This window comes from Streptomyces sp. NPDC044002, from assembly GCF_056434525.1.
In genome coordinates this window covers 10107-28598 of the sequence record NZ_JBWKEZ010000088.1, presented here as the reverse complement: position 1 = coordinate 28598, position 18492 = coordinate 10107, and the positions used below count along the sequence as shown (strand labels likewise).

Genomic DNA, 18492 nt, shown 5'->3' with positions numbered 1-18492 from the left:
TCTGGCGTTGATTTTTGGCACGCTGTTGAGTTCTCAAGGAACGGACGCTTCCTTTGTACTCACCCTCTCGGGCTTTCCTCCGGGCTTTCGTTCTTGCGATTCAGACTCTATCAGAGTCTTTCTCGCTTGCTTTCCAGGTCCTGCGCTTTCGCGCTTTTCCTTTCCGGCGGTTCCGACTCTATCAGTGGATTTCCTTCTCTCCGACCACTCTCCGTTTTGCCGTCAAGGGCACGCGGAAAGCGATCAAGCGGAGATCCGGACGATCACTGATTGAGGAGGAGTCCCGGCCACCGACTGTTCGCGAGATGTTCACGCGGCACGTCCTGGCGGGAGTCACGACAGTACAGCTCCCGTGGGACGCAGGCAAATCGATTCACGCGTATGGTCTAGTCCACCGGTCTAGTCCACTAGTCTCCGTGTCCAAGGGCCGTCCGGATCGGGACCAACATCGGGCGAACCCGTACAAGCTCTGCAATATCCTTCAAACGAGTACGCCGTTCGCGACAGGCAGTGACGGCGGCACGAAGAAGCCCCACCCCCTGGGAGGCCCCCATGACCAGCGTCACGTCCCCGCTCGCCGGGCAGGCCATCGGACTCGCGGCAGTGCCCGACCCGGTGTTCTCCGGCGCGATGGTGGGACCGGGCACCGCCATTGATCCCGTGCGCGAACCCTCCGCGGCGGTGTCTCCCGTCGACGGCGTGGTCGTTTCCCTGCACCCGCACGCGTACGTGGTCGTCGACAGCGAGGGCCACGGTGTCCTGACCCACCTCGGCATCGACACCGTGCAGCTCAACGGCGAGGGCTTCGAGCTCCTCGTGAACAAGGGCGACACCGTGGTCCGCGGCCAGGAGGTCATCCGCTGGGACCCCGCCGCGGTCGAGGCCGCCGGCAAGTCCCCGATCTGCCCCGTCGTGGCGCTCGAGGCGACGAGCGACTCCCTCTCCGGCGTCGTCGAGTCCGGCGACGTCAAGCCGGACGACGTCCTCTTCAGCTGGCAGTAGCCCTTCCGCCTGGTCCCACAGGCGAGTCGGATATCCATCACGGCGGCTGGAGCCGCCGCTCAATCGGAGACGGGTGTAATGGAGACAACGCTGCGAGGCGTCGGCGTGAGCCACGGTGTGGCGATCGGCGAGGTTCGGCACATGGGTACGGCCGTGCTCGAACCGCCCGCGAAGCAGATCGCCGCGGACGAGGCGGAGCGCGAGCAGGGGCGCGCCCGTCAGGCCGTGGAGGCTGTGTCGGCCGACCTGATCGCACGCGGCCAGCTGGCCGGGGGCGAGGCCCAGCACGTGCTCGAGGCCCAGGCGATGATCGCCACGGACCCCGAGCTGATGTCGGACGTCGACCGGCGGATCGTCGTCGGCAGCACCGCCGAGCGCGCCGTCTACGACGCGTTCGCGTCCTACCGCGACCTGCTCGCGGGGGCCGGCGAGTACATGGCCGGGCGGGTGGCCGACCTGGACGACGTGCGCAACCGGATCGTGGCGCGGCTGCTGGGCGTGCCGATGCCGGGCGTGCCGGACAGCGACGAGCCGTACGTGCTGATCGCCCGGGACCTGGCTCCCGCCGACACCGCGCTGCTGGACCCGGCGCTGGTGCTCGGGTTCGTGACCGAGGAGGGCGGGCCGACCAGCCACAGCGCCATCCTCGCGCGGGCGCTGGGCGTGCCGGCGATCGTGGCGCTGCCGGGTGCGGGTGAGATCGCCGAGGGCACGGTCATCGCCGTCGACGGCAGCACCGGTGACCTGTTCGTGGAGCCGACCGCGGAGAAGCGGGCCGAGCTGGAGGCCGCGGCCGCCGAGCGGAAGGCGGCGCTGGCCGCCTCCTCCGGTCCGGGTGCGACGTCCGACGGGCACAAGGTGCCGCTGCTGGCCAACGTCGGCGGGCCGGCGGACGTGCCGGCCGCGGTGGAGGCCGGGGCCGAGGGCGTGGGCCTGTTCCGTACGGAGTTCCTGTTCCTGGACGACAGCAGGAAGGCTCCGTCCGAGGAGAAGCAGATCGAGTCGTACCGCAAGGTCCTGGAGGCGTTCCCCGAGGGGCGCGTGGTCGTGCGGGTGCTGGACGCCGGCGCCGACAAGCCGCTCGACTTCCTGACCCCGGCGGACGAGCCGAACCCGGCGCTGGGCGTGCGCGGTCTGCGGACCCTGCTGGACCACCCGGAGGTGCTGCGCACGCAGCTGACCGCGCTGGCCAAGGCGGCCGAGGGGCTGCCGGTCTACCTGGAGGTCATGGCCCCGATGGTGGCCGACCGCCAGGACGCGAAGGCGTTCGCGGACGCGTGCCGCGAGGCCGGTCTGGTGGCGAAGTTCGGCGCGATGGTGGAGATCCCCTCCGCCGCGCTGCGGGCGCGCTCGATCCTGCAGGAGGTGGAGTTCCTGTCGCTGGGTACGAACGACCTCGCGCAGTACGCCTTCGCCGCCGACCGGCAGGTGGGTGCGGTGTCGCGGCTCCAGGACCCGTGGCAGCCGGCGCTGCTCGACCTGATCGCGATGTCGGCCGAGGCCGCCAAGGCGGAGGGCAAGAGCTGCGGTGTCTGTGGTGAGGCCGCTTCGGATCCGCTGCTGGCCTGTGTGCTGACGGGTCTGGGTGTCACCTCCCTGTCGATGGGTGCGGCGTCGATCCCGTACGTGCGGGCGACGCTCGCCAAGTACACCCTCGCGCAGTGCGAGCGTGCGGCCGCGGCCGCGCGGGCCGCGGACAGCGCCGAGGAGGCGCGGGTGGCCGCGCAGGCGGTGCTGTCCGGCGAGTAGCGGTCGGTACGCGTTGTCGGTTCCGAGGGGCCTTCGCCGGTGGCGGGGGCCCCTCGGGCGTTTTCCGGTGCGGGGCCGGACGGCGGGCGCCGGCGGGCTACTCGCGGTGCGGGCCGGGGACGTCCACCTCGTAGCCGGGGCAGTATTCGACGCCGGGTTCGGGGGCGACGGGGTCGCCGGTGTCGGCATCCGTGCAGTAGGCGTCGAACACGGCGGCGGCGGTGAGGGCGACGAGGCGGCCCCGGTCGAGGCGCCAGCCGTGGACCCGGTCGCGGAAGCCCTCGGTGGTGCTCCGCAGTACCAGTCCCCCGGCGCCGCCGAGGGCGAGTCCGGCGGCCAGGACGGTCACGAAGTCGAGGCCTTCGCGGCCCTGGACGCGGGGCCGGGCGGCGGGCTCGGCGGCCGCTTCGGCGTGCAGGACGGCGATGAGCTGCTGCTCCTCGGCGGGGACGCTGCACACGAGGTGGTGGTGGCCGGGTCCGGCGCCGGCGACGAGACGTTCGAGCATGTCGGCGGCGCGCTCGAAGGAGGCCCCGCCGATGTCCTCGCCGCAGTCCGCGCAGGCGCCCACGCCGGCGAGGAGCTCGGTGGCGTACTCCCAGGTGGACTGGCGGACGGCTTCGTCGACGAGGAGCGGTACGAGTTCCTCGACGGGCTGGCCCGCGTAGGGCAGGGTCGGGCCGCCGGCGAGTTCGGCGGTGAAGCGGCTGCGGGTGTGGGCGCTGTCCGGGTCGAGGCCGTGTTCCTCGCAGTAGGCGGCGTACTCCTCCGGGTCGAAGAGGGCGACGGTGGTGTGGATGCCCTGGGCCGCGAGGGAGCGCAGCAGGGCGTCGATCCGGCGGAGGTAGTCGGGGTATTCGTCGTGGTGGCCGAAGGCGAAGGTGCGGTAGTCCCGCATGGCCGCGAAGTCCCCGGGGTCGGTGATGAGGCCGACGGTGCTGGGGACCTCGCGGCGGAGCGAGGCGGTCGTGCCGGTGCTTGGTGTGTCGGGCGTGGCGTTCATGGTTCCCCCTGAGCGTGCGATCAATTGCTCACTCACGGTAACCGTCGCCACTGACAGTCACCCTCGGGTGCGGCCCAGCTCCTCGTAGAAGGCGAGCAGTTCCGGGTTGTCGACGGAGCCCGGGTTGACCGCCTTGGCCATCGGGGTGCCCTGGAGGAGGCGCTTGACCGGGACCTCGATGCGCTTGCCGGTCAGGGTGTGCGGGACGGCCGGGATCTCGATGACCTCGTCGGGGACGTGGCGCGGGGAGAGCTGCTCGCGGATGGTCTTGGCGATCTTCTTGCGCAGGGCCTCGTCGAGGACGGCGCCGGGGGCGAGGTGGACGAAGAGCGGCATCCAGTAGCCGCCGTTCGGCTCCTCCAGGCCGATGACCAGGGATTCCTTGATCTCGGGGAGGCGTTCGACGACCTCGTAGATGTCCGCGGAGCCCATCCGGACGCCCTGCCGGTTGAGGGTGGAGTCCGAGCGGCCGTGGATGACGACGGACCCGTGGTCGGTGATCGTGATCCAGTCGCCGTGGCGCCAGACGCCGGGGAACATCTCGAAGTAGCTGTCGCGGTAGCGGCTGCCGTCGGGGTCGTTCCAGAAGTGGATCGGCATGGAGGGCATGGGGGCGGTGACGACGAGTTCGCCGACCTCGCCGGTGAGGGGCTTGCCGGCCGGGTCCCAGGACTGGAGGTCCGTGCCGAGGCAGGCGGCCTGGAGTTCGCCGATGTGGACCGGGAGGGTGGGGACGGCTCCGGCGAAGCAGCTGCACACGTCGGTGCCGCCGCTGACGGAGGCGATCCACAGGTCTGCGGCGACCTCCTCGTGGAGCCAGCGGAAGCCGTCGGGCGGCAGCGGGGAGCCGGTGGTGGCGACGCACTTGACGGCGGAGAGGTCGAAGTCCCGGGAGGGGTGGACCTCGGCCTTCTTGCAGGCCATCACGTAGGCGGCGGAGGTGCCGTAGAGGGTGGCTCGGGTGCGTTCGGCGATCCGCCACTGGGCGCCCGTGTCGGGGTAGCCGGGGCTGCCGTCGTAGAGGACGACGGTCGTGCCGGTGAGGAGGCCGGAGACGAGGAAGTTCCACATCATCCAGCCGGTGGAGGTGTACCAGAAGAACCGGTCCTCGGGGCCGAGGTCGCAGTGCAGGCCGAGCTGCTTGAGGTGTTCGAGGAGGATCCCGCCCTGGGACTGGACGATGGCCTTGGGGGCGCCGGTGGTGCCGGAGGAGTAGAGGATCCAGAGCGGGTGGTCGAAGGGGACCGGCTCGAAGACGGGGTCCTGCGTGCCGGAGGTCAGGTCGGCCCAGGCGCGGGTGCCCTCGGGGGCCTCGGTGCCCAGGAGCGGGATGTGGACGACGGCGCGCAGGGAGGGGAGTCCTTCGCGCAGCTCGGCGACGGTCTCGCGGCGGTCGTGCTCCTTGCCGCCGTAGCGGTAGCCGTCGATGGTGAAGAGGACGACCGGTTCGACCTGTTCGAAGCGGTCGAGGACGCTGCGGGCGCCGAAGTCGGGGGCGCAGGAGGTCCAGACCCCGCCGACGGCGGCGGTGGCGAGGAGGGCCACGACGGCTTCGGGGATGTTGGGGAGGTAGCCGCTGACGCGGTCGCCGGGGCGCACGCCGAGGGCGCGCAGCTCGGCGGCGAGCGAGCCGACCTGGCGGCGGAGCTCGGCCCAGCTGAGGGGGGTGGGTTCGTGGGTCTCGTCCACGTGGAGCAGGGCGGGGTCCCCGGCGCGGGCGGGGTCCTCGGCGGCGCGCAGGGCGTGCTCGGCGTAGTTGAGGGTGGAGCCGGTGAACCAGCGGGCTCCGGGCATGGAGCGGTCGGCGAGGACTTCCTCGTAGGGGGTGGTGAAGCGGACCTCGAACCACTCGGCGACGGCCTGCCAGAAGGTGTCGAGCTCGTCGACGGACCAGCGCTGGAGGGCCGGGTAGCCGCCGCCGGCGGGGGCGCCGAAGCGTTCGGCCGCCCAGGCCTGGAAGCGGGTGACCTGGGCTCCGGCGATCCTGTCGGGGCTCGGGGACCAGAGGGGTTCCGGCTGGGTGGCAGAGGTCATGGGTCGGCTCCCGGTCAAGTCTGGCTCTCGCGCTTCGTGTGCGGACGGCTCCGTCGCGGCGTCGGTGTGCGCGCGGCGGCTCACAGGGACCATGCCATGTGATCGACATCCGCACCAGAGCTGTCCTGGGCCGGTCGGGTTGATCGTTTTCCGGGTGAACGGCAGCTGAACGCCGCCCGCGCGGCGGGGTGCCGGTGGCAGGGTGACCGGCATGGACGGTCGTGATCTGGTGCGTGCGGTGAAGGAGATCGGTACGGCGCGCGGGCGGCGGGCCTGGCGCTCGGCGTGGCGCCACCGGCGTGCGGACGCCGAGGGGCTGCCGCGCCGGGGGGCGGAGCGGGCGCGGGTGCCGGGGGTGCTGGCGGGTACGGAGGCCCGGCCGGGCGGTGGGGTGCTGCGGTTCGCGCGCAGTGAGCTGCTGGTACGGGTGACCGTGGGCGGTGCGGTGTTCTGGGGCTGGGACGGGGCGGAGCCGGTGCCCTCGTACGCGGTGGTGGGCGGTGGTCCCGCGCCGGATCCGCGGGCGGTGCTGGAGCCGGACACCGGGGGTGGCTGGCGGGTGGTGTCGGAGCGGGTGACGGTGGCGGTGTCCCGGCACGGGGCGGTGGAGGTGCGGACGCCGGGCGGGGCGGTGCTGCGCAGGGAGCTGCCGCCGCGCTGGTGGGACCCGGTCGGTGGCGCGGAGGGCGGGGACGCGGGGGGCGGGGACGCGGGGGGCGGGGACGTCGAGGACGGCGGCGCGGGGGGCGGCGCGGCTCCCGTGGCGGACGGGGGCGGTTCGCGGTGGCTCCAGCGGTCGGAGGTGCCGGCGGACGCGCGGTTCTTCGGGCTGGGCGGGCGGGCGCGGGGGCCGCGGCTGCGGGACGGGGAGTACCGGCTGTGGAACACCGATCCCAAGGGCGGCTTCGGGCCGGACACGGACCCGCTGTACATCACGATGCCGGTGCAGGTGGTGGTGGCGGACGCGGGGACGCACCTGGCCTTCTACGACAACCCCTGGGAGGGGCGGGTCGTGCTGCGCGAGGGCGAGGAGGGGGCCGGTTCGGGGGTGGACCGGCCCGGGACGAGCGAGCTGCGGCTGGAGGGCGGGCCGCCGAGGTGCTGGGTGCTGGTGGGGACGCCGGCGCGGGTGATGCAGGGGTGGTCGGGGCTGACGGGGGCGGCGGCGGTGCCGCCGGAGTGGGCGCTGGGGTACCAGCACGCGCGGTGGGGTTTCGGGAGCGAGGCCGAGGTGCGGCGGGTGGTGGCCGGGTACGAGGAGCGGGGGCTGGCGCTGTCGGCCGTGCACCTGGACATCGACCACTACGACGGGCACCGGGTGTTCACCGTGGACCGGGAGGCGTTCCCCGATCTGCCCGGGCTCGCCCGGGAGGTGGGGGCGCGCGGCGTGCGGCTGGTGTCGATCGTCGACCCGGCGGTGAAGGCGGGGGACGCGGTGCACGCCTCGGGCCGGGCGGTGGGGGCGCGGGGGGCGTTCGTGCGGGACGCGCGGGGGCGTGAGGTGCGCGGGGAGGTCTGGCCGGGCGAGTGCGCGTACCCGGACTTCACGGATCCGGCGGCACGGGAGTGGTGGGGCGGGCTGTACGAGGAGCGGCTGGCGCAGGGCTTCGCGGGGTTCTGGCACGACATGAACGAGCCGGTGTCCTTCGCGCCGTGGGGTGACGCGACGCTCCCCCGGTCGGCGCGGCACTCGCTGGAGGGGGTGGGCGGGGACCACCGGGCCGGGCACAACGTGTACGGGCTGATGATGGCGCGGGCCGGCTGGGAGGGCCTCGTGCGGCTGCGGCCGGCCGAGCGGCCGTTCCTGTTCTCCCGGTCGGGGTGGGCGGGGATGCACCGGTACGGGGGCACGTGGTCCGGTGACGTGGAGAGCAGCTGGGAGGGGCTGCGGGCGTCCCTGGCGCTGGTGTTGGGGCTGGGGCTGTGCGGGGTGCCGTACTCGGGTCCGGACGTGGGGGGTTTCGGGGGGTCGCCGTCGGCGGAGCTGTACCTGCGGTGGTTCCAGCTGGGGGCGTACCTGCCGTTGTTCCGGACGCATTCGGCGATCTGGGCGGGGCGGCGGGAGCCGTGGGAGTTCGGGCCGGAGGTGGCGGAGCTGGCGGGGGCGGTGCTGGCGGAGCGGGAGCGGCTGCGGCCGTACTTCGTGACGCTGGCGCATCTGGCGCGCCGAACGGGGGCGCCGTACGTGCGGCCGGTGTGGTGGGGGGCGCCGGAGGACCGGCGGCTGCGGGACTGCGAGGACGCGTTCCTGCTGGGGGACGCGCTGCTGGTGGCCCCGGTGCTGGAGTGCGGGGCGGACCGGCGTGCGGTGCGGCTGCCGCGGGGGCGCTGGTACGACACGGCGACGGGGGCGGCGTACGAGGGGCCCGGGCAGGTGCTGTTCGAGGCCCCGCCGGGGCGGATGCCGGTGCTGGCGCGGGCGGGGGCGGTGCTGCCGGTGCGGCGGGGGGACGGGTCGGTGGGTCTGGAGGCGTGGGCCCCCGCGCGGGGGCGGACCGGTGGCGGGGTGGTGATCCGTGATCCGGGGCCGGGGTTCGAGGCGGGTGAGGTGGAGCGGTACACGGTGCGGTGGGCCGGGGACGCGGTGGTGGTCGAGGACGAGGCGGGGGGTGTGGTGAGCGGGGTGGAGGTGCGGGGCCAGGGGTGTCCCGGCCGCTCCTAGGGGGTGTCCCGGCCACCCCCTATAGGGGTGTAGGTCCGGTGTAGGGAGGAGGAGGATGCTGCGGGCGGCGGCGGGTGTGCCGTCGCTGGTCGCTTGAGCAGGGAGTCTGTGATGGTCTTAACGAGCCCGGCGCGGGCGTACGCGCCGGACCGGTCGGCGCTGGGCCGGCGGGTGCTGGCCGCCGCGCGGCGGTGGGACCGGGTGCCGGGTTCCGAGGTGGTGGGGGCGTGGCAGCCGGTCACGGTGTGGGCCCTGCTGCTGGTGACCGGGGTGGTTCCGGCCGGGAACGCCGGGGAGTTGGGCGTGAGGGCGGTCTCGCTGGCCGCGGCGGGATTCCTGCACGGGCTGCTGCTGGTCAAGCCGCTCGCGGCGGTGGGCCGCTGGACCGCCCGGGTGAGCGCGTGGCCGCGGCCGGTGGCGGTGGCGGTGCTGGCCGCCCCGGTGTCGGTGCCGGCGGCCGGGGTGGTGCGGTGGTGGCTGGGGACGCAGGGTGCCCCGGTGCCGGGCCTCGGCGTGGTGTGGGCCGGGTGCGTGGCGGGCACGGTGCTGCCGCTGGTGGTCGGGACGTTGCTGCGGGGGCGGGCCCGGCCGGTGCCGGCGGGCGCGCTGTGGGCGCGGGGCGCGGTGGTCGCCGGGACGGCGGTGGGGGTGGTGGGGCTGGCGTCGCTGGTGATGGACCTGCCGGTGCCGTGAGGCGTGCCCGCCGGGCCATGGGAGCCAGGGCCGCGGGCAGGCGAGGGTGACCAGGGCCCGATGGTGGCGGGCTCGCGTGTCGTGGCGGGTGGCCAGGGCCTTGCTCCGCTTGAGCCGGTTGGCAGCGTTCGACGACGTTACGGCGCTGGTGCGCGGCGCGGTCGAGCCGGCACCGGCTCTCGCCCCTGCGGAGGCGGCCGTTGATCTGGTCGGTCCGTTCCGGGATCGTGGCCGCGATGCCGCGCCTGCAGAGGCGCCCGGGGATCTTCGACGACGCGTAGCCATCGCAGGCGAGGTGAATCTTCGTGGTCAGTCCGCCGCGGGAAGGTCCGAACTCGCCGGCCGGGGCCCCTCTTGGGGCCCCGGCGGCGTGCTGGTGGGCACGTTTGAACGCGATCGCGTCGATCACCTGTCGGTGATCCCGCCACCGCCCGCCCCGTGGTGGCGTCCGGTCCGGCAGCAAGGGCTCGGTCCTCGCCCACTGGGCGTCAGCCAACGGTCCGGTGATCCGAAGGAAGCGGCCTAGGCGCGGTTGAGCCAGAGCTGGCCGGCCTCGCCGGTGCAGGGCAGCTGCCGGACCTCGCGGCGGCTGCCGTTCGGCATGCCGGCGTCCGCGAGGCAGAGTCCGCTGACCTTGCTCTTGATCAGGGCTCCGCCGTTCTGCCAGATGAACTCCCATTTCTGGCCGTCGGTGTGGGTGCAGCTCCGCTGGACGATGAGCCCGCTCGAGTCGAGGGTGGTCGGCTGGACGCACATCAGCGTCGCGTGCCCCGGATTGATGAAGGTGTACGGCTCGCCGACGAGGGGATCGGTCCAGAACTTCTGGTGCAGCTCGTCCTTGCAGCTGAACTGCTGGATGACCGCGAAGTCACTGAACGATCCGGCCCGCACGTCCAGACACTTGCCGGTGCCGATGTTCGCCCACCTGCTCCGGGTGGCCACCGATGCCGCGGTGTCGGAGTTCCCGGAGTCGGCCTGGGCGGGCACGGCCGGCAAGGCGGCGACCGACAGCAACGCAGCGGCGGCGACACCGGTACGAAGGACTAACGAACGCACGGATCCCATCGCAGAGCTCTCCTCATCTCGTCACACAAGCCGCAGAAGCAGCACTCGGCGGAAGACTAAGGTCCGGCGACCGCCCGATGTGGGGTTCATGAGAGGGATGACCGAATGACGTCGTGGGAAGTACGCCGACCCGGACGTTGATCGCCTTGGCGCACTCCGTCCGGCCCAACACACCTCACGACATCCCGAGCCACTGACGACACGGCCGCCACCGCCCCAGTGCACACGGCCCCGTGGCTTCCGGCGTGGACGTCAGGAAGGCTTTGGCCCATGGTTTCGACAGTGCAGAACGTGGCGATCGACTGTGCGGATGCGTACGGGCTGGCCCGGTTCTGGAGCAGTGTGACGGGCTGTCCGATGGACCCGGACGTCAGACCGGGTGACCCGGAGACCCAGGTGCTGCCGGCAGAGGGCACGGTGCTGTACTTCAACCAGGTGCCCGGGGCCAAGACGGTCAAGAACCGCATCCATCTGTGCCTGCGCCCCGAGACCTCGCGCGACCAGGAGGTCGACTGGCTGCTGGGACTCGGCGCCACGTTCGTCGCCGATCACCGCAACCCCGACGGTTCGGGCTGGGCGGTCCTCGCCGATCCCGAGGGCAACGAATTCTGCGTCCTGCGCGGCGAGTCCGACCGAGCCGCCGTGAGCTTCTGACGCCCCGGCGTTGTCGGTCCTTCCCCGGCTGACCATCCGCGCGGTGCAGGAAGACCGCTTCGCCCGTGGTGGCCGTCGCTACCCTCACTCCCCCGCCGGCGCGTAGCGGCCCGCGAACCAGGAGGCCGCCGCCCTGGTGTGGAGGGGGAAGGCGAGTTCCGCAGGGGCGTGCAGGATGTGCCAGCCCGTGGTCTCGTCCGTGGCGGCCGAGGGCGGGAGGGCCGAGGCGGGGCGGGGCGGGAGGAGGCCGAAGACGAGGATGTGGCCTCCCGGGGAGCTGAGGACGTCGGCCAGGGCGACGTCGGAGGCCGGGGCTTCGATGCCCGTCTCCTCGCGGAGTTCGCGGACCACGGCCGTGCGCCAGTCCTCGCCGAAGTCCATGAACCCGCCGGGCAGTGCGACGCCGCCCAGGGCCGGTTCGATGGTGCGGGTGATGACCACCAGGCCGGTGCCGGCCGCGTCCTCGACCGGGAGCAGGGCGACGGCCACCGGGAGCGGGTTGCGGTAGGTGACTGCGCCGCACGCGGCGCACGCGCGGGGCCACCCGTCCGCGTCGAACGGAGTTCCGCAGGTGGAGCAGTGCGAGTCCCTCAGCTGTGCCGGCATGCGGCGATGGTACCGGCCCCTGTCGCGGCGGGGCGGCCCGTGGCAGACTTCTGACGCTTCGTCAGATCACGTTGTCCGGGAGGGGTCTTGGAACGCACACGCACGCCCGTGGTGAGCGGGTGGTTCACCGGTACGGACGCCGGGGACGGCTTCCGCCTGCTCGGCACCCGGTGCTCCGCCTGCGCCTCGGTGTTCTTCCCGCGCGAGGACGCCTACTGCCGCAACCCGCACTGCCCCGGCGGCGGCGAGCTCGCCGAGGTGCCGCTCTCGCCGCGCGGCCGGGTCTGGTCCTACACCGACGGGCGCTACCGGCCGCCCGCCCCCTACGTGTCCGACCCGGACGCGCCCTGGGAGCCGTACACCCTGGTCGCGGTGGAGCTGGAGGCCGAGCGGATGGTCGTGCTCGGGCAGGCCGCGCCCGGGGTGACGCCGGCCGACCTGGCCGTCGGCATGGAGGTGGAGGTCGTGGAAGGGGTGCTCGGCGGGGACGCCGGTGCCGCCCGGACCACCTGGTGGTTCCGGCCGGTGGAGGGCGCCCGGTGAGCGGGGACGTGGCCGTGCTGGGGGCCGGCATGCACCCGTGGGGCAAGTGGGGGCGCAGCTTCGTCGAGTACGGGCGGGCCGCCGCCCGGGCCGCGCTCGCCGACGCCGGGCTGGAGTGGACCGACGTGCAGTCCGTCGTCGGCGCCGACACCGTGCGCGGCGGATACCCGGGCTACGTCGCCGGGGCCACCTTCGCGCGGGCGCTCGGCTGGCAGGGGGCCCGGGTCACCAGCGTGTACGCGGCCTGCGCCTCGGGGGCCCAGGCCATCGGGGCGGCCCGGGCGCAGATCCTCGCCGGGCTGGCGGACGTGGTGCTGGTGGTCGGCGCCGACGCCGCGCCGAAGGGGTTCTTCGCCCCGGCCGGGGGCGAGCGGCCGGACGACCCCGACTGGCTGCGGTTCCGGGTGCTGGGGGCCACCAATCCCGCCTACTTCGGGCTGTACGCCCGGCGCCGGATGGCCCTGCACGGGGACACCGCCGAGGACTTCGCGCTGGTCAAGGTGAAGAACTCGGCGGCCGGGGCGCACAACCCGTACGCCCGCTACCGCAAGGCGGTCTCCGCCGAGGAGGTGGCGGCGTCGGCGGTGGTGGCCGACCCGCTGCGGCTGCTCGACATCTGCGCGACCTCCGACGGGGGCGCGGCGCTGGTGCTGAGCAGCATGGGTTTCGCGCGGGCGCGCGGGGTGGCGGACCCGGTGCGGATCCGGGCGGTGTCGACGGTGACGCCCACGTATCCGCGTACGGTGCTGGACCTGCCGGACATCGCGACCGACTCGGCGGCCGCCGTGGAGCCGGCGTCCGGGTCCTTCCGGGCCTCGATCGCCCGGGCCGCGTACGAGGAGGCGGGGCTGGGGCCGGAGGACCTCTCGCTGGCCGAGGTGTACGACCTGTCCACCGCGCTGGAGCTGGAGTGGTACGAGGATATCGGGCTGTGCGGTGAGGGCGAGGGCGCCAAGCTCGTACGGGAGGGCGCGACGGCGCTCGGCGGGCGGGTGCCGGTCAACGCGAGCGGCGGGCTGGCCTCCTTCGGGGAGGCGGTCCCGGCGCAGGCCATCGCCCAGGTGTGCGAGCTGACCTGGCAGCTGCGGGGTGCGGCGGGGGCGCGCCAGGTTCCGGGGGCGCGGGCCGGGATCACCGCCAACCAGGGGCTCTTCGGGCACGGGTCGGCGGTGGTCGCGGTGCGGTGAGCGCCGCGGACAAGTACTGCCGTCAGGGTGCTTGACGGCCCCGGGCCGCGGGTTCACACTCGCTCCACGGTCCCGGCGACGGGGACCCCGCGACCCCCCATGAGAGCTGCGGCCCGTACCCCAGTCGGCGGGGGTACGGGCCGCCTCCACGCGCTCAGGAAGAGGCGCTCAGGCTCGCGCGGCGGGCCCGGGCGAGCGACATGGCGTGCTCGACGACCCCGACCAGGACGTCCTTGACGGACTCCCGGTCGCGGGCGTCGCAGAGCAGCACCGGCACCTCGGGGTCGAGGTCGAGCGCGTCTCGGACGGTCACCACCGGGTGGCGGTCGGCCCCGTCGAAGCAGTTGACCGCGACGAGGAAGGGGATGCCGCGCCGTTCGAAGTAGTCGATGGCGGCGAAGCAGTCGGCGAGCCGGCGGGTGTCGGCCAGCACGACGGCGCCGAGGGCGCCCTGTGCCAGCTCGTCCCACAGGAACCAGAAGCGGTCCTGTCCGGGGGTGCCGAAGAGGTAGAGCACCAGGTCCTCGCGGAGGGTGATGCGGCCGAAGTCCATGGCCACGGTCGTGGTGCTCTTGCCCTCCACTCCCCCGGTGTCGTCGATGCCGGCGCCCGGTTCGGAGAGCCGTTCCTCGGTCCGCAGCGGACGTATCTCGCTGACCGCGCTGACCAGGGTGGTCTTGCCCACCCCGAAGCCGCCCGCGACCAGGATCTTCAGGGTCAGCGGCTCGACCGGCGAGACGGCGTGCATCGCACCGGTGCGGCTAGAGCGCCCGAAGGCCATCGATCACCTCACGGAGAATGGATTCATCGGGCAGTTCGGCCGGCGGGACCGGCCTGGTCACGTGGACCAGCTCCTCGTCGACGAGGTCGCCGATCAGGACCCGGACGACGCCGATGGCGAGGTCGAGGTCCGCGGCGAGTTCCGCGACCGACTGGGGGCGTTCCCGGCACAGCCCGAGGATGTGGGCGTGTTCCGGGGAGAGGGTCATGTCCCAGACCGGATCGTCGGCCGCCGCCTCCGCGACGACGAGCGCGATCAGGTCGAGACGGTGCTGGGCGGCGTGGCTGGTCCGGCCGCGGGTCATGGCGTACGGGCGTACGACGGGACCCGCGTCGTCGTCGAACCAGTGGGGGTGGCCGGTCTCGGGCGTCGGACGGTCGGTCGGGGGGTGGTCCTGGCCTGGATCGCTCATGCCGTCCGACTCACCCTCCGGCTGGCTGCCCGGAACGCGGGGCGGTCGCCAGGTGGTCGCCCACGCGCTTGACCATGAGCGTCATCTCGTACGCGACCTGGCCGACGTCGGAGTCGGAGTCGGAGAGCACGGCCAGGCAGCTGCCGTCGCCCGCGGCCATGACGAAGAGGAAGGCCTCGTCGAGTTCGACGACGGTCTGGCGGACCCGCCCGGAGTCGAAGTGCCGGCCGACGCCCTTGGCGAGGCTGTGGAAGCCGGAGGCCACGGCGGCCAGGTGTTCGCTGTCCTCGCGGGTGAGGTCCTTCGAGCTGCCGGTGGGCAGGCCGTCGCCGGAGAGGACGACCGCCTTGCGGATGCTGCCGACCTTGTCGACGAGTTCGTCGAGGAGCCAGTTGAGCGGGCCGGAGCCGCGGCCCCTGGTGTCGTTTCCGGTCTGCGGTGCGGTCATCGACCGTCCCCTTCGTTCTCATGCGCGGGACCGGCGCCGGAGCGGCCGGCCTCGGTCTCGGACTGCTGCTGTGCGTGCTGGTCGCGGCCCGCCGTCCAGCCTCGCTGGAGGGCGGACATGCGCGTGCGTACGTCCTCCGCGTCCCGGTCGGACACCGGGTCCTCGGGGGACTGTGCCGCGGCGGGCGCCGGGGCGTTCTTGAGCTGGGGTGCGAGGTTGGCCTGGCGCACCCGGCGGGGCAGGCCGCCCGGGCCGGGCGCGGGCGCGGGCTCCTCGGAGCCCGTGCGCGGCGCGGGGACCGCCTTCACGGCGGCCGGGCGGGGCTCCACGCGGCGGCCGTGGTCGGCGACCAGGGTGGGTGTGGGCCGCCGCCGGGGCAGCGGTACGGGGCCGCCGGCGCGGGTGCCTTCGGGGTGCGGGGGCTCCGTGCGGGGGCGTTCCGAGCGGACCGGGCCGGTGGGGGCCAGGGGCTCCCGCCCGCGGTCGCGGTCGCGCTTCCAGGGGCCGCCGCGCTCGGCGTGGCCGGCGCCGTGCGGGTGGCCGCTGAGGGGCCGGTCCGCGGAGCCGGTGCCGAGGAGGGCGCTGCGCGGGATGCCGCCGGGCGGGGTCTCGTCGTCGAGGCTGGCCATGGGCGGGCGGCCGCCGACGCCGGTGAGGCCCGCGATGCCGGTGGCGATCTCGTCGAGTCCGGCGGGGTCGTCGAGGCCGTCCAGTCCGAGGAGGCCTATGGGGCCCTCCAGCTCGACCGGGCCGTTGAGCACGCCGGCGGGCAGCGGGCGGGCCGAGGGGGCCCGGTCCATGGCGATGGGGCCGGGCCGCGCGGAGCTCTTGGCGGGGCCGGTCCCGACTCCGCGGACGCCCTTCACGGCGTCGAGGCGGATGCCGGTGCCGTTGGTGTCGGGGGCCTCGGTGAGGAGGTCGGCGGGGAGGAAGACCACCGCGGTGGTGCCTCCGTAGGGGCTGGGCTGGAGGACGACCTTGACGTTGTGGCGGCGGGCGAGGCGGCTGACCACGAAGAGGCCGAGGCGGTCGGTGTCGGAGAGTTCGAACTCGGGGGTCTCGGCGAGCCTGAGGTTGGCGTCGAGGAGTGCTTCCGGGTTCATGCCGAGGCCGCGGTCGTGGATCTCCAGGGTGAAGCCGTTGGCGACGCGTTCGCCGTGGACCTGGACGGCGGTGTGCGGGGGCGAGAACACCGTGGCGTTCTCCAGGAGTTCGGCGACGAGGTGGGTGACGTCGGCGACGGCCGGGCCCTCGATGCCGATGCGGGGCAGGCGCCGGACCTCGATGCGCTCGTAGTCCTCGACCTCGGCGACGGCGGCCCGTACGACGTCCATCAGCTGGACGGGCTTGCGCCACTGGCGGGAGGGCGCGGCGCCGGAGAGGATCACCAGGCCTTCGGCGTGGCGGCGCATGCGGGTGGTCATGTGGTCGAGGCGGAACAGGTCGGCGAGCTCCTCGGTGTCCTCGGTGCGCCGTTCCATGGTGTCGAGCAGGGTCAGCTGGCGGTGCAGCAGCACCTGGTTGCGGCGGGCCAGGTTCACGAACACCTCGGAGACGCCGCGGCGGAGCTCGGCCTGCTTGACGGCGGCTTCGACGGCGGCGCGCTGGAGGCTGTTGAGGGCGAGGCCGACCTGGCCGACCTCGTCCTTCTCGAACTCCAGGCGGGGGGCCTCGGTCTCGACGTCGACGGTCTCGCCGGCCGCGAGGCGGCGCATCACGCTGGGGAGCCGGATGCCGGAGGCCTCGTGGGCCTCCTTGCGGAGCCGGGACAGGTCGCGGATGAGGTCGCGTCCGATGCGGACGGACATCACGAGGGAGAAGACGAGGGCGATGAAGCCGAGGACGCCGGCCACGGCGGCCTGTACGAGGACGCCGACGGCGACGGGCTCCACGCGCTTCTGGTAGCGGTCGCCGGCGGCGGTGCCCATGGTGGCGAGGTCGCCGAGGACCTTGTTCGCGGCCTCGTTCCACTGGGCGGCGGTGACGCGCGGGTTCTTGCCGGCGCCGCCGGTGATGAACCGTTCCTCCGCGTCGCGCAGCGCCTTGGTCTGGGGGCCGTTCCAGTACTGCTCGAAGAGCTTGCGGTCGTCGGGCGGCAGGATCGCGAGGTTGAACTCGTACAGCAGGCCGCGGTTGGCGGCGAAGTCGGAGACGCGGCGCAGGTCGCCGGCCGGGACGTTGCCGGCGGCGAGGGCGGAGGCGACGACCGCGTCCTCGCGGGAGAGGGTCTCGCGGGCGCGGGTGATGCCGACGAGGGCGCGGCCCTGCTTGTCCATCTCGACGTTCTCCAGCGCGTGGAGGTTCATCAGGAACTCGTAGCAGGGGTCGACCAGCCGGCTGTAGAGCTCCAGGGCCTGGCCGGGGCTGACCCCGCCCTGGTCGACGGACCGGCGCAGGGCGTTGATGCCGTGGAGGGCCTCGATGATCGACTTGAGGCGCTGGCGGGTCTGCGGGCTGAGCTCGTCGGAGACCTCGGGGTCGAGGGCGTTCGCAGTGATGGAGCGGACCATCGTGTCGGTCGCGGTGCGGCTCTTGGTGAGTTCGGCGGTGGCGGCCACCTCGCGCGGGTCGCCGAGGACGACCAGGGTCTGGCGGCGTTCCTTCTGGACGACGCGGACGACGTCCTCCATCGGGTAGCCGACCTTCTTGATGACGTACGCGACGTCGAGCAGCTGCACTGCCTCACGGCCGGTGATGACCGTGGAGAAGCCCCAGAGGGCGGTCAGGGAGACGAGCGGCACCAGGAGCAACGCCACGATCTTCCGGCGGATGGACTTCCCGCGAAAGCGCATGGCCTCCCCAGCCTCCCCCAGCTCAACCCCGTTGTCAGAGGTCGGTGTTCCGTCATTTAAACGGCGTGAGCCTACTACTGCCACGGAGCGGCTTCGCAGAGGTGTCCGGACGTTTTCGGCCTGACCCCCGTACGAAGATCACCAGTTGTCCGATGTTTCCGGTCAAGTCAGGCCCGATATGTGGCAGATGACACTTGGTGGGGTGTCGGTTCCGTTGTCCGGATGGATGGCTGGAATTCTGCCTTCCGGGTCCGGTATACGGAACTCCGCGGGGGGTTCCGGTCGTCTGACAGACAGGGCGGGGAGCAGGGCGGGAGAAGAGGCGGGGAGTGGGCGGACCATGAGGATGTACGAAGAGGACGGCACGTCGGCCGAGGCTCCGGGGCGGGGCCTGTGGGTGGAGGAGCCGGCCCGGCGGCGCCGGATGCCGGACCCGGTGCGCTCGTCGGCGGTGCGGGCGGTGCTGATCGTGGCCGTGACGCTGACGCAGGCCACGATCACCTTCTTCCTCGCGCTGACCGGGTCCTGGCTGGCCTTCCCGATGGTGCTGGTGGGGATAGCCGCGACGATCGTGGCCACCTGGTCGGTGCTGGACGTGTGGATCACCCGGCAGATGTGGAACCAGCGCCACGGCGTGCTGTCGGAGCCGAGCAGCGCGGCCCGCGAGCCCCGGCGCGGCCGCATACCGGCCCGGGAGAGCCGCCTGGCGGCCGCTCCCCTGGCCGGGGGCGTACCGGTCCACCAGCGCTCCGGACGCCGCTGACCGGCCGGGAGCGGGGGGGGGGGGGGGGGGGGGGGGGGGGGGGGGGCCGGGGAGGGTAGCGAGGAGACCGGGGGGGGGTGGGAGCGAGGAGGCGGGGT

General features: G+C 73.5%; 17 protein-coding genes and 1 pseudogene. 9 read left to right on the top strand and 9 right to left on the bottom strand.

Annotated features, from left to right (window positions below):
• The 3 genes from AC07A6_RS37440 to ptsP form a co-directional block, all read left to right on the top strand.
• Positions 1-274, top strand: a 274-nt coding sequence (locus AC07A6_RS37440; protein WP_478780109.1) for a hypothetical protein, incomplete at its 5' end; no start/stop codon positions are given.
• 278 nt (positions 275-552) lie between these two features.
• A complete protein-coding gene (locus AC07A6_RS37435; RefSeq protein WP_362470457.1) occupies positions 553-1002 on the top strand; it encodes a PTS sugar transporter subunit IIA in 450 nt (149 codons plus the stop codon).
• Between the two features lie 78 nt (positions 1003-1080).
• Entirely contained in the window at positions 1081-2751 is a 1671-nt protein-coding gene (ptsP, locus tag AC07A6_RS37430; RefSeq protein ID WP_362470454.1) for a phosphoenolpyruvate--protein phosphotransferase, read from the top strand.
• Positions 2752-2848: 97 nt separating this feature from the next.
• On the opposite strand, the gene AC07A6_RS37425 is transcribed toward ptsP, so the two are convergent.
• A complete protein-coding gene (locus tag AC07A6_RS37425; RefSeq protein ID WP_478780108.1) occupies positions 2849-3754 on the bottom strand; it encodes a hypothetical protein in 906 nt (301 codons plus the stop codon).
• Between the two features lie 57 nt (positions 3755-3811).
• A complete protein-coding gene (locus tag AC07A6_RS37420) occupies positions 3812-5788 on the bottom strand; it encodes an acetoacetate--CoA ligase (protein WP_478780107.1) in 1977 nt (658 codons plus the stop codon).
• A gap of 211 nt (positions 5789-5999) precedes the next feature.
• Between AC07A6_RS37420 and AC07A6_RS37415 the strand changes: the two genes are divergently transcribed.
• Together AC07A6_RS37415 and AC07A6_RS37410 are read left to right on the top strand one after the other, a co-directional pair.
• Positions 6000-8450, top strand: a complete 2451-nt coding sequence (locus tag AC07A6_RS37415) for a glycoside hydrolase family 31 protein (RefSeq protein WP_478780106.1) — start codon at positions 6000-6002, stop codon at positions 8448-8450.
• 111 nt (positions 8451-8561) lie between these two features.
• Entirely contained in the window at positions 8562-9143 is a 582-nt protein-coding gene (locus tag AC07A6_RS37410) for a hypothetical protein (protein WP_386273261.1), read from the top strand.
• Positions 9144-9161: 18 nt separating this feature from the next.
• Here AC07A6_RS37410 and AC07A6_RS37405 read toward each other — a convergent pair.
• A pseudogene (locus AC07A6_RS37405) lies at positions 9162-9528 on the bottom strand (transposase family protein); the annotation flags it as partial.
• A 137-nt stretch (positions 9529-9665) separates the two neighbouring features.
• The gene (locus AC07A6_RS37400) at positions 9666-10208 is read right to left on the bottom strand and encodes an RICIN domain-containing protein (RefSeq protein ID WP_478780105.1); all 543 of its coding nucleotides are present in this window, start codon (positions 10206-10208) and stop codon (positions 9666-9668) included.
• Between the two features lie 270 nt (positions 10209-10478).
• On the opposite strand from AC07A6_RS37400, the gene AC07A6_RS37395 reads away from it, so the two are divergent.
• The gene (locus AC07A6_RS37395; RefSeq protein WP_478780104.1) at positions 10479-10862 is read left to right on the top strand and encodes a VOC family protein; all 384 of its coding nucleotides are present in this window, start codon (positions 10479-10481) and stop codon (positions 10860-10862) included.
• Positions 10863-10946: 84 nt separating this feature from the next.
• Here AC07A6_RS37395 and AC07A6_RS37390 read toward each other — a convergent pair whose 3' ends face one another.
• Positions 10947-11468 carry an NUDIX domain-containing protein gene (locus tag AC07A6_RS37390; protein ID WP_362470434.1) on the bottom strand — a complete coding sequence of 174 codons (522 nt, stop codon included), beginning with the start codon at positions 11466-11468 and terminating at the stop codon, positions 10947-10949.
• Between the two features lie 87 nt (positions 11469-11555).
• Between AC07A6_RS37390 and AC07A6_RS37385 the strand changes: the two genes are divergently transcribed.
• On the top strand, positions 11556-12011 hold the full coding sequence (locus AC07A6_RS37385; RefSeq protein ID WP_478780103.1) for a Zn-ribbon domain-containing OB-fold protein: 456 nt from the start codon (positions 11556-11558) through the stop codon (positions 12009-12011).
• Positions 12008-13198: a lipid-transfer protein gene (locus AC07A6_RS37380; protein WP_478780102.1), complete on the top strand. Its 1191-nt coding sequence runs from the start codon at positions 12008-12010 to the stop codon at positions 13196-13198. Before AC07A6_RS37385 ends, AC07A6_RS37380 begins: the two co-directional genes overlap by 4 nt.
• A gap of 154 nt (positions 13199-13352) precedes the next feature.
• Here AC07A6_RS37380 and AC07A6_RS37375 read toward each other — a convergent pair whose 3' ends face one another.
• The 4 genes from AC07A6_RS37375 to AC07A6_RS37360 are packed head-to-tail and all read right to left on the bottom strand — an operon-like array spanning position 13353 to position 17631.
• Positions 13353-13979 (bottom strand): GTP-binding protein, encoded by a 627-nt coding sequence (locus tag AC07A6_RS37375; RefSeq protein ID WP_362470428.1) that lies wholly within the window; start codon positions 13977-13979, stop codon positions 13353-13355.
• Positions 13960-14391: a DUF742 domain-containing protein gene (locus AC07A6_RS37370; RefSeq protein WP_125819534.1), complete on the bottom strand. Its 432-nt coding sequence runs from the start codon at positions 14389-14391 to the stop codon at positions 13960-13962. The genes AC07A6_RS37375 and AC07A6_RS37370 overlap by 20 nt, the downstream gene beginning before the upstream one ends.
• Positions 14392-14401: 10 nt before the next feature.
• Complete coding sequence (locus tag AC07A6_RS37365; protein WP_050779556.1) at positions 14402-14839, bottom strand: roadblock/LC7 domain-containing protein; 438 nt, start codon at positions 14837-14839, stop codon at positions 14402-14404.
• Complete coding sequence (locus tag AC07A6_RS37360; protein WP_478780101.1) at positions 14836-17631, bottom strand: sensor histidine kinase; 2796 nt, start codon at positions 17629-17631, stop codon at positions 14836-14838. Before AC07A6_RS37360 ends, AC07A6_RS37365 begins: the two co-directional genes overlap by 4 nt.
• Before the next feature lie 340 nt (positions 17632-17971).
• Here AC07A6_RS37360 and AC07A6_RS37355 point away from each other — a divergent pair, with 340 nt between their 5' ends.
• Positions 17972-18394 (top strand): hypothetical protein, encoded by a 423-nt coding sequence (locus AC07A6_RS37355; RefSeq protein ID WP_362470422.1) that lies wholly within the window; start codon positions 17972-17974, stop codon positions 18392-18394.
• The last annotated feature ends 98 nt before the right edge of the window (positions 18395-18492 follow it).